Origin of the sequence: Puniceispirillum sp. (SeqCode), from assembly GCF_965657105.1 — a bacterium.
Taxonomy (GTDB): Bacteria; Pseudomonadota; Alphaproteobacteria; order Puniceispirillales; family Puniceispirillaceae; genus Puniceispirillum.
On sequence record NZ_CBFHNB010000070.1, the window covers coordinates 1 to 9,893 of the forward strand.

11 protein-coding genes and 2 tRNA genes are annotated in these 9,893 nt (G+C 47.2%); 9 read left to right on the top strand and 4 right to left on the bottom strand.

Going from position 1 to position 9,893, the window contains the following annotated elements:
* Window positions 1–320 precede the first annotated feature (320 nt).
* The 7 genes from ACTF7Q_RS09270 to ACTF7Q_RS09300 all read left to right on the top strand — a co-directional run bounded on the left by ACTF7Q_RS09270 (window position 321) and on the right by ACTF7Q_RS09300 (window position 5,498).
* A complete protein-coding gene (locus tag ACTF7Q_RS09270) occupies window positions 321–986 on the top strand; it encodes a peroxiredoxin (protein ID WP_438997557.1) in 666 nt (221 codons plus the stop codon).
* Window positions 987–1,071: 85 nt separating this feature from the next.
* Window positions 1,072–2,112 carry a ferrochelatase gene (hemH, locus tag ACTF7Q_RS09275; RefSeq protein ID WP_438997558.1) on the top strand — a complete coding sequence of 347 codons (1,041 nt, stop codon included), beginning with the start codon at window positions 1,072–1,074 and terminating at the stop codon, window positions 2,110–2,112.
* Between the two features lie 134 nt (window positions 2,113–2,246).
* Window positions 2,247–3,077 (top strand): hypothetical protein, encoded by an 831-nt coding sequence (locus ACTF7Q_RS09280; protein WP_438997559.1) that lies wholly within the window; start codon window positions 2,247–2,249, stop codon window positions 3,075–3,077.
* A gap of 192 nt (window positions 3,078–3,269) precedes the next feature.
* Window positions 3,270–3,779, top strand: a complete 510-nt coding sequence (locus ACTF7Q_RS09285; RefSeq protein WP_438997560.1) for a hypothetical protein — start codon at window positions 3,270–3,272, stop codon at window positions 3,777–3,779.
* An 8-nt stretch (window positions 3,780–3,787) separates the two neighbouring features.
* On the top strand, window positions 3,788–4,534 hold the full coding sequence (locus ACTF7Q_RS09290; RefSeq protein WP_438997561.1) for a DUF1829 domain-containing protein: 747 nt from the start codon (window positions 3,788–3,790) through the stop codon (window positions 4,532–4,534).
* On the top strand, window positions 4,527–5,153 hold the full coding sequence (locus tag ACTF7Q_RS09295; protein ID WP_438997562.1) for an alpha/beta hydrolase: 627 nt from the start codon (window positions 4,527–4,529) through the stop codon (window positions 5,151–5,153). The genes ACTF7Q_RS09290 and ACTF7Q_RS09295 overlap by 8 nt, the downstream gene beginning before the upstream one ends.
* Before the next feature lie 69 nt (window positions 5,154–5,222).
* Window positions 5,223–5,498 (top strand): hypothetical protein, encoded by a 276-nt coding sequence (locus tag ACTF7Q_RS09300; RefSeq protein WP_438997563.1) that lies wholly within the window; start codon window positions 5,223–5,225, stop codon window positions 5,496–5,498.
* A 17-nt stretch (window positions 5,499–5,515) separates the two neighbouring features.
* On the opposite strand, the gene ACTF7Q_RS09305 is transcribed toward ACTF7Q_RS09300, so the two are convergent.
* Window positions 5,516–5,653 (bottom strand): DUF2061 domain-containing protein, encoded by a 138-nt coding sequence (locus tag ACTF7Q_RS09305; protein WP_438997564.1) that lies wholly within the window; start codon window positions 5,651–5,653, stop codon window positions 5,516–5,518.
* Between the two features lie 396 nt (window positions 5,654–6,049).
* Here ACTF7Q_RS09305 and ACTF7Q_RS09310 point away from each other — a divergent pair.
* A tRNA-Gly gene (locus ACTF7Q_RS09310) sits at window positions 6,050–6,123 on the top strand.
* Window positions 6,124–6,155: 32 nt separating this feature from the next.
* Here the strand turns inward: ACTF7Q_RS09310 and ACTF7Q_RS09315 are convergent.
* Window positions 6,156–7,337, bottom strand: coding sequence for a DUF6538 domain-containing protein (locus tag ACTF7Q_RS09315; RefSeq protein ID WP_438997565.1), 1,182 nt, complete (start codon window positions 7,335–7,337; stop codon window positions 6,156–6,158).
* An 85-nt stretch (window positions 7,338–7,422) separates the two neighbouring features.
* Window positions 7,423–7,499, bottom strand: a tRNA-Arg gene (locus tag ACTF7Q_RS09320).
* 286 nt (window positions 7,500–7,785) lie between these two features.
* Between ACTF7Q_RS09320 and gpt the strand changes: the two genes are divergently transcribed.
* Entirely contained in the window at window positions 7,786–8,268 is a 483-nt protein-coding gene (gene gpt, locus ACTF7Q_RS09325; RefSeq protein WP_438997567.1) for a xanthine phosphoribosyltransferase, read from the top strand.
* Window positions 8,269–8,327: 59 nt separating this feature from the next.
* On the opposite strand, the gene ACTF7Q_RS09330 is transcribed toward gpt, so the two are convergent.
* The gene (locus ACTF7Q_RS09330) at window positions 8,328–9,581 is read right to left on the bottom strand and encodes a sensor histidine kinase (RefSeq protein WP_438997566.1); all 1,254 of its coding nucleotides are present in this window, start codon (window positions 9,579–9,581) and stop codon (window positions 8,328–8,330) included.
* Window positions 9,582–9,893 lie beyond the last annotated feature (312 nt).

Genomic DNA, 9,893 nt, shown 5'->3' on the forward strand with positions numbered 1-9,893 from the left:
AGGCTCGCCACCCTGGCCTATCTGGTTGATCAAGCCTGATGATCGTGCCTAGTGATCGTGCCTGATGATCGTGTCTAGTGGCGCGTAATCGCCTATCTTTGACGTCGAAACAATCATCGCCATATCTTTGCCGGTTTCATTATCTGTCTGCATGCCCATAAAAGGCAAAATTTTGCGTTTCAAAACGCCAAAGTGAAATTGTTATCCCCACCATATTGCATCCCGCAAGCTATGTCCCATGTCTGACATAGGTGTGATTTCGGCGGGGATCGCCGCGTCCTTGCGACAATCACCTAAATACAGCCTAAAAGGAGACAAAAATGTCACTACGAATCAATGATATAGCACCTGACTTTACCGCGCAGACAACACAAGGCGATCTGTCGTTTCATGAATGGCTTGGCGATAGCTGGGGCGTTCTGTTTTCGCATCCAAAGGATTTCACCCCCGTATGCACAACCGAACTGGGCGCATTGGCGGGATTACAGCCTGAATTTGAAGCGCGCAATGTAAAGGTCATCGGCCTGTCGGTTGATCCGGTCGAAGATCATAACGCATGGCTTCAGGATATCGCTGATGTCACTGGTCATATGCCTGATTATCCGATCATCGCCGATACTGAGCTTGCTGTTGCCAAACTATATAATATGTTGCCGCGTGAAGCGGGCACCAGCCATGCTGGCCGAACGGCGGTCGAAAATCAGGCGGTGCGTTCGGTATTCATCGTCGGGCCTGACAAGCGAATCAAGCTGTCACTGACCTATCCGATGGCCACGGGGCGTAATTTTGTCGAATTGATCCGTGCCATCGACTCATTGCAATTAACAGCACAGCATAAGGTGGCAACCCCGGCTGACTGGCAGCATGGTGATGATGTCATTATTGTGCCTTCTGTTTCGGATGATGAGGCCTGGACATTATTCCCCGATGGCTGGCAGACGCTAAAGCCCTATTTGCGCAAGGTCGCTGACCCGTCAAAACCTTAAGTACGGGTCTTTTCGCGCGAAAGGCTGGACGCCGCCGCATCAAGCCCCTATCTATTTAGGACGTGATGTTTAAAGAGTGTCCACAATGCCAATAAATAAATCCCCTGCCGATCATCCCACCTTTCCGGGACAAGCCAAAACCGGCTTGCTTCTTGTCAATCTGGGCACGCCCGATGGCACCGATAAAAAATCGATGCGGCGCTATCTAAAGCAATTTCTGTCAGACCGGCGCGTGATCGAGGTGCCCCGCCTATTATGGTGGGTGATTCTAAATGGCATTATTCTGAATGTGCGGCCCAAAAAATCGGGGGCTGCCTATGACCGTATCTGGCTAAAGGATGACCCCGACGGCTCACCCTTGCGCAAAATTACCCGCCTGCAAGCCGAGCATGTCGCCAAGACCTTTAACAGCGATAATTTAATGGTCACATATGCTATGCGCTATGGCCAACCCGCGATTGACCGGCAATTACAGGCACTGCAGGATGCCGGATGTAGCCGCATCGTCTTGATGCCGCTTTATCCGCAATATGCGGCCTCGACCACCGCGACCGTGAATGATGAATTATACAAATGGGCGCTGGACAAACGCTGGCAACCGGCCGTGCGCACCGTGCCGCCTTGGCATGATCATCCGGGCTATATCAAGGCGCTGGCTGCCAGTGTCAAAGCCGCCGTTAAAAAACATGGCAAGCCTGATGCGCTGGTTGTGTCATTTCACGGCATCCCGAAAAGCTATTTTGTGGCGGGCGATCCCTATCATTGCCATTGCATGAAAACCGCGCGGCTTCTGAAGGAAGAACTGAAATGGGATGATGACAGCTTTCATGCCACCTTTCAGTCGCGTTTTGGTTCCGAGCCATGGTTGCAACCCTATACCGATATCAGCGTTGTTGATCTGGCCAAACAGGGCAAGAAACATGTCATGGTTATGGCACCCGGCTTTGTTGCCGATTGTCTGGAAACGCTGGATGAGTTGGATATTGAACTGCATGAAGAATTTATCGAGCATGGCGGCGAAACATTCAGCTATATTCCCTGTCTGAATGACTCGGCCGCGGGCATGAAGGTGATCGAAGATATCGCCATCGATAACCTTAAAGGCTGGGTTGATCTAAAGCGTTAGCGCATGCTTGTGGGTGAAATCGAGATAAGCTCCATATCAGTCCCGACTGCCTATAGGTCAGCAACGCACATTGATCCCAATTATTAATAGCTCCATTAGTAATTTCTTATATTTAACCATGTAAGAGATAATCAATGAGCTATAAATCATCTGGCAGCATGATCCTTGCGCTAGCCACATTCACCTTCCCAGCCGTGGCTGATGTGATGGATGAATATCGTGATCCGTCATTCACAGGCGGCTATGTTGTTGGCGAATATCTATTTGACGAAACATCGGAAATGGATCAGAAAGCGCTGGCCATTTATGGTGAATATGACGTTTCCGCCTATGCGACCCTGTATTACCGTGTCCAGCAAGCCAAAATTGAAAACAAATCCGTCGATGGTGTCGTGCCTGACAAAGTCAAGGATAATGACCATATCTCAGCTACAGGCACCCGGCTTCGTTATCGCTTTGGCGAAGGTGATCAACATGAAATTGGCACGTTGCTGTCATTGTCACAACGCGATTTTAACGAGATCAACGGCCTCACCTATCGTGTCATGCCCTATATTTATCTATTCTCTGGTCGCACTTTTTCCGCCCGTGCGCATATTGAATGGGACTTTATCCAGCGTGATGCTTGGAACGCCGAAGTAGAGGAATATCAACGCAGCAACAGTGAAGATCGCGAGGCCGGACTGTATCTGCGCGCCAATCTCACCAATATTCTTGGCTATGTCAGTGATGATATGCAGCCCGATAACTGGTCATTGTCCTATGAAGATAAGCTGGCGACAAATATTGATGAAGGTGCTTGGGGCATTTCGCATGAACATACCGTATCAGTTGACCATGATAGTGGCTGGTCACTGATCGTAGCACAGCAAAAATACGCTTCAGAGAACACCGCCAATATCAACCCGTTTAAAAAAGCCACCAAAGCTGGCTATACAACGGTTCAGGTGAAACGCCAGTTCTAGCTTGGGTCGGGTTTCGAGCGATACTTTTGGCCACATCAAGATTAAATCCAATCTGAATAAAAACCTAACAATTACTTCACATGTAAACGATTTATTAACTGTTTGCACATAAACTATTCTCACTGAGGCAGGTGATGATTTTCTTTATTGCTGAACTCATTCATTCGTCAGAATAGTATGAAGTGATTGATTTTGCTTAGCGAAGAAGACATTTTTGAAATTGACCAATTTTTGTCGAGTCAAAAAACTCTGACAATTGAATTGCCTAATTGGACAAAATCATCAAGACCAGATGAATATGAGGCAAGATGGCCACTAAAAAACGAGTCGGGAATATCAATCGCCCATGTTATTTTCAGATTTAACAATAATGGCCAGATAAGTATCTCCCTTATCTTTCGGAACAAGCCAATTTGGAGATTAGACATTGTCGATGAGGGCGAAATCAAACCGAATCCTCACGATGCTCATAATTATGATTTACCGCCTAATATTTCTGGAAATCATGAGCATCAATGGAATGATAACAAAGAATATATCAGAAGAAATGGGTTAGGTACTTTACCATATAGGCGTCCTCTACAGCCTCAGATTAGACAATTTCGTCAAGCTATGGGACACTTCATGAGTGTGATTAATGTTGAAACAGATAGAAATACTTGGCAATTCGATTTGCCTAGTGAACAGTCACTTCCTCTATAGAGTTGAAAATGGATAATATTTTTAAAGTCAAAGAAACAATAGCCAATATGAACAAAATTCACATTGAAGGGAACACAGTTTGTGTTTCAACCCATTGCTTATACCCTTCTTTTGATCCCGTAAAAGTCTATATCACCGGTACTAAGAGTGGGTTTCGTATATCCGATAATTTTGGTGCTGTTACCTGCGCTTGGGATCATGGACAAAACAACCACACAATCCAAAGGCAAGCTGACAAGATTGCTTCAAAATTTCACACAAAAACCAAGGTAGGAGAAATTTTTACAGAAGTTCCGAGTGTTGAGTGGATACCTTCAGCCGTACTCGCTGTCGCCAATGGTTCAGCCGCTGTGGCTAAGAGTGCTGTTTCTAAAGTTATAAAAAACGCAGAAAGATCAATCAAAGACGCTATGGAATTTGTATTTGCAAAACCAGTTTATAGAACTATATCTATTGACAAAGATGTTGAAATCATTGGATCAAGTGGCAAAACATACCAGTTCGACTTCAGACTTAATAATCAAAATCAAAACCGCCAAATGATTATTGCGGGCGTTACATCACATCATTCATCTATCACACATCGTTATACTGCATTTGCTGATGTAATAAATGGTGGTTCTGACCGAGCTAATAATATAGCTGTTTTCGATAAAAGACCCAAAAATACAGATAGCATCCTAATGACGCAGGTGGCTGACCTTGTACCAGTGAAGTCAATTGACAAAATTTTTAGTGAATATGCGTTTGCGTAAGACCGCTGTTTTCGCTGGCCTTGTTCTGGTTTGTGCCAGTATCTGGATGCTGGCACCACGCGAACCGGCAAGACTCGACATAGGCTTTGATGACAGTGCGCTTGGTGACAATCTGACAGCTTATCTGACAGCGCGTGAGGCGCGTTATGACGACATTATTCCCGATGTGGTCAAACAGATCATCTGGGCAGACGCGCCCCATCAAAAAACCCCTTTATCGATCATCTATATCCACGGGTTTTCGGCAAGTGCCGCGGAAATACGGCCAGTGCCTGACCGGCTGGCAGACGCGTTAGGTGCCAATCTGTTTTATACCCGGCTTCGAGGGCATGGACGCAGTGCGGCCGCGATGGATGAGGCAACGATCGCAGACTGGATGAATGATATGGGCGAGGCGCTGGCTATAGGGCGGCGGCTGGGCGATAAGACCATCGTCATCGCATCGTCAACTGGCGCTACGATCGCCGCAGCGGCGGCGCTTGATCCGATGCTGTCAGCCTCTGTCAAAGGTTATATTTTCCTGTCACCCAATTTTGGCATTAACAACCCCTTTGCCGGTTTACTGACATGGCCACTGGCGCGCTATTGGGTGCCATTGATTCTGGGTGATACGCGCTAATCGACCCCGCGCAATGCGCTGAATGCGCGCTATTGGACAACCACCTATCCAACCACCGCCGTCTTGCCAATGGCCGCGCTGGTCAAGGCGGTTACCGATGCCGATGTCAGTTTGGCACAGACCCCTGCCCTGTTCTATTTTTCTAACGATGATCAGGTGGTTGACCCGGCGCGCACCATCGATATGGCCAATCGATGGGGTGGCAGTGCCACCAGCATCACCGTCACAATGGGTGCTGATGATGATGTGTTTTCCCATGTGATCGCTGGCGATATCGTCTCACCCGGACAGACCGACGCCGCTATCACCGCCATGCACAACTGGATCACCCGCTTGGCAGAATAGCCAGCCACTCACCAAACCTATAAATACCGGTTCCAAACACGTTCATGTCCATAATAGAGTAGCATTTTAGTAACGATTTCGACCGACATGATCGAACTTGCAATCTTGAAATTGCCTGTCAGCACCCATGAAACAATCCCATGAAATAATCCCATGAAATAATCCCACGAAATAATCCCACGAAATAATCAATGTCTCGGTTGATGCAAGAACCCACCATGTGATCGTCTTTAAGGCTGGCTTTACGCGATCGTCACGTGATCCAAGCTTGAATCGTTTCAGTCTATCCTGAAACATGTCGCGTCCACCGGTTGTCACGGCTCACCCGAACTGGTCACCCACCGAACAGCTAACAGCTTGCCTCTGGCAAAAAAACTGAAAATGGATCGAATGAAAATAAGCCGCCTAACACCAATAAAAATCAGATTTGGACATACCGAGAGACTTTATATATTAAGGCATCAATTAACTGATTGCATGGAGATAAAACGCTTCATATCTAAAGGAACGGCATAGACAAAACGGACATAGCACTATAAATTGAACTATTCGCGGCGTTTGTGTAGTGGTAAGACCTTAGCCTTCCAAGCTAAAGACGCGGGTTCGATTCCCGCACGCCGCTCCAATTTCCTAGATCAAAGGTCCCCGGATCAAGGTTCAAGTGACTGTTTCCTCGGATCTTAGTTCTCGAACCTTGGGCGCTATCTTTTCCATCCATCTGTATTTAACCGATAGCGTGTGTCCATCACCATATTTATGCCCAACACCTTCAGTGGTCCATCCACCAATAGCGTCAATAATATCTGCAGGACACTCTATAGCGCGTAGTCTATCCCTGAGACTATGACGGAAAGAGTGGATTACACATCCAGCCGGGACGCGTGGCTTTAACCATTTGTTTAACGCCGCGCTGGCAGAGTTTGAATTACACTTGGCTTCGCTGCAGTATTTGGGGAAGGCGAATGAATTACCTTCCTTGATTATTTTCTCGGCGGCCCAAAGTGAGGCGCCAACCAACGGTAGTTGTCTTGAGCTTGAGGCTGTCTTCAGTCTTCGCCATGGGTGTTCAATTAATTCAATATAAGGCTTAACAGTATCTACATGGATATCAGATGTTAATAATCCGCAAGCCTCTGACAGCCTCATACCAGTATCACTGATGAGGGCAATCAACCAACGTGGTTCATCATCTAGAGTTTGGCAGACCATTTGCACTCTTTTAAGTGCATCTTGTGGAATAGGAGTTCGCTGTTGTTTGGCTCCATCATCGGGAATGAAAGTTCCACTAAAAACATTAGTTATCACCAGCCCTTGTTCACGAATGGCAAGATTGATGATGGCCCTGACTGAAGAAAACACTCGCTTGACCGATGACGATGACATACCACGAGCGAACAGGTAATCCCTGAAACGCCCAGCGTCTGATTTTTCAATTGATGTCAGATTGTCATGACCTAGGCATTCTTCAAGATAACGGATACTACGGTTTGATACATCATAGAATAGTTTTGTCTTACTTCCGCCTTTTAGTCGGTGATAGAGCGCCAGTGCGTCTGACAGGCTGTACTCACTAGTCGTGCAAGGCTTAGTGTCCTGCAGAACTTTAAGACCAAGCTCACGAGAATAGATCATTTCCATCCTCAAACTATCCCAATAGCGTTCAAGCCTATCAGACAGAGCGGCAGCAGACTTAGCAGCTTTTGCTTCAGATTTCGTGCGCAGAGACACCTCAATCTTTCGCTTGTTGAAGCGATGCTGAAGGTCAGATGGAATTGACCGCGAGAAGTAAAAAGTATCGTTTCTTTTGTAAAAGTATACCGGCAACCTTACCCACACCATAGGATAACAAACTCCTGTTCCAGAACATTAATCGTTTAGAAACAGTCACTTGAACCTTGATCCGGGGACCTTGGAACTTGGGAAATGGCGCGCTCGGGAAGATTCGAACTCCCGACCCCTAGATTCGTAGTCTAGTGCTCTATCCAGCTGAGCTACGAGCGCTTACCTTGCCGTGCTGAACACCACAAAGGATGCCGCAACATAGGTCAAGGTAACGACGCTGGCAAGCACTTATTGGCGGGTTTTGGGTTTGACTATATGTGGTCGATCATCACAGTAGATGATTTGTTACCAATGACGGATCTTTCATAGGCTTTTGGTGCGATACCGCTTGCCAAACCCGGTGCATAGATTACATTCGGCACAGCCGTGCTGTCTTTGATGCCGCATCACATTCCGTATGTGCTGGCACATGCAGATAACACGTTACAGATTACACGAGGATGAAATGGCCGAAGCTCAGGTAAAATCATTTCCCGTATCATGGGAAGAATTGCATCGCACATCAAAGGCACTCGCATGGCGATTGCTCGAATTAGGCCCATTTGAGGGCATAGTTGCGGTGACTCGTGGCGGTCTGGTTCCAGCGGCGATTGTTGCCCGCGAACTTGAAATTCGGCTGATCGAAACCGCCTGTCTGTCATCCTATCATGGGCAGGAGCAAGGTGGATTGACGGTTCTCAAAGAGGCGATGCTGGCGGGCAAAGGCAAAGGGTGGCTGATCGTCGATGATCTGGTCGATACAGGCGAAACTGCCAAGTCATTGCGCGCGATGATGCCTGATGCGCATTTTGCGACGGTCTATGCCAAGCCAGCTGGCCGGCCGCTCGTCGATACATTCGTGACTGAAGTATCGCAGGATACATGGATTTTCTTTCCCTGGGATATGGAACCGCAACCATCAACGCCAATTATTGGCCTGCGTGGTTAATTCACTATCAACAAGATTGTGTAACAGCCCTAATTAGCGGGCACGATTAGCGGGCAAGATTAGCTGGCAAGATTCAGTTTTGGCCACCAGCTTGGCTGGTGACGGTCATCTGACATTTGAAAAATTTCTACCGGAAGCTGGATGCGAAATTCAGTGCCATTTTCATTCGACCGGCTGAGCTTTACATGCCCGCCCTGCGCGGCAACAAGATCCTGTGTTATGGCCAGCCCAAGCCCGGTTCCACCGCGCCCATGGCTTTTGAACGCCTGAAACAGACCGTCCCATTGTTGCCTCGGGATGCCATGTCCATTGTCGGAAATATCGATAATGCCCAGATGTCCAGCGCGCCATATGTCGATATGCAGTTTGGTGGCACCGGCATTGATTGAATTACGCGCCAGATTCAGAAAAATGCGCTGCATCATTTTGCGATCAGCGTGGATTTTAGCAGGCCCTGAATAGGTTATCTGCATTTTCGACGAATCGGTCAGTTCATTGGTAATGTCGCGCATCGAAAAGGTTGATAATTGCGGGTCAGGCACGGCAACAAGGTAATCCATCATCGACTGGCACAGATCAACAGCCTGTTCCAGCGAGCGTACTACATGCGGCGCGGTACGTTTCACCTGTTTATCCTGTGAATTCAGAAGCGCATCTGCCACCAATGTCGCCGAACTTAACACATTGCGGATATCGTGATTGATCTTGGCAACAGCCTCGCCAATATCGGCAAGCCGATCACGCTGGCGCATCTCGGTAATCGTGTTTCTTTGTAGGTCGACAAGTGCCGTGGCGGCGTCTTGGAATTCTTTATTGATGTGCAGGGCTTTTGATGGTGGCCGGGCGGTGGTTGGGTCTTTGGCAAAGGCGGTCAAAGTTGATGTCAGGGTATTGAGCGGCGCCACATAAAATCGCCGAATCACAAAATACAAAATGATACCAAGGAGCGAATAGAGGCTGAACACCAGTATATATAATCTTGGCATATAGCCACGTATAATATTGATGATTGCTGTCTGATCAATGATGAAAGTGAGTTTTGTGTCGGCGGCCTGATAGGTGATCTGAAGGAGGTCGGGTTTGGCCGATAATATGGCGCGAACCGAATTTGGTAGTTTCTGTGGTGATAAGCGTGCTGCAACATCATAGATTTCGACAGCACGATCAATAGGCTTGAAATTATGGACTGTGGTGGTGTTGCCGTCTTTTACATCTATCTGATAAAGCGTGCCTGCCAGAACGCTGGGCATGTTCGCCAGATCAGCCTGTATGCCGCGTATTTCAGTATATTCAATGACAAGCTTATAAAGCACTTTATTTGCTTCGCCCAACCGAAGGTTGGTAGACGGAAACGACAAACTTAAAAAAGCAAGCAGGCCAATAATTAACAAAGCGAAACAAAATCGCTTTGACGTGTCGATCATGCCTGAAACAGACTTGGTTAGTCTATTATCGTTATAAGCATCATTCAGCAATTATCATTCCCCATACCAAGGTCATAGCAAGCCAGATTATATTAGAGCGATTAATATTTTTTACCTATATACTGATAGCCATGACATATTTAATGCCACTTGGGACTAAATATGTGAATAAGGTAATTTGCGTAATGATCATGCAATATA

Excerpts from the sequence above, each read along its gene's own strand:
- ACTF7Q_RS09270 (WP_438997557.1), top strand. The coding sequence starts at position 321 with ATGTCACTACGAATCAATGATATAGCACCTGACTTTACCGCGCAGACA.
- hemH (WP_438997558.1), top strand. The coding sequence starts at position 1,072 with ATGCCAATAAATAAATCCCCTGCCGATCATCCCACCTTTCCGGGACAA.
- ACTF7Q_RS09280 (WP_438997559.1), top strand. The coding sequence starts at position 2,247 with ATGAGCTATAAATCATCTGGCAGCATGATCCTTGCGCTAGCCACATTC.
- ACTF7Q_RS09290 (WP_438997561.1), top strand. The coding sequence starts at position 3,788 with ATGGATAATATTTTTAAAGTCAAAGAAACAATAGCCAATATGAACAAA.
- ACTF7Q_RS09300 (WP_438997563.1), top strand. The coding sequence starts at position 5,223 with ATGGCCGCGCTGGTCAAGGCGGTTACCGATGCCGATGTCAGTTTGGCA.
- ACTF7Q_RS09305 (WP_438997564.1), bottom strand. The coding sequence starts at position 5,653 with ATGGGATTATTTCATGGGATTGTTTCATGGGTGCTGACAGGCAATTTC.
- ACTF7Q_RS09315 (WP_438997565.1), bottom strand. The coding sequence starts at position 7,337 with ATGGTGTGGGTAAGGTTGCCGGTATACTTTTACAAAAGAAACGATACT.
- gpt (WP_438997567.1), top strand. The coding sequence starts at position 7,786 with ATGGCCGAAGCTCAGGTAAAATCATTTCCCGTATCATGGGAAGAATTG.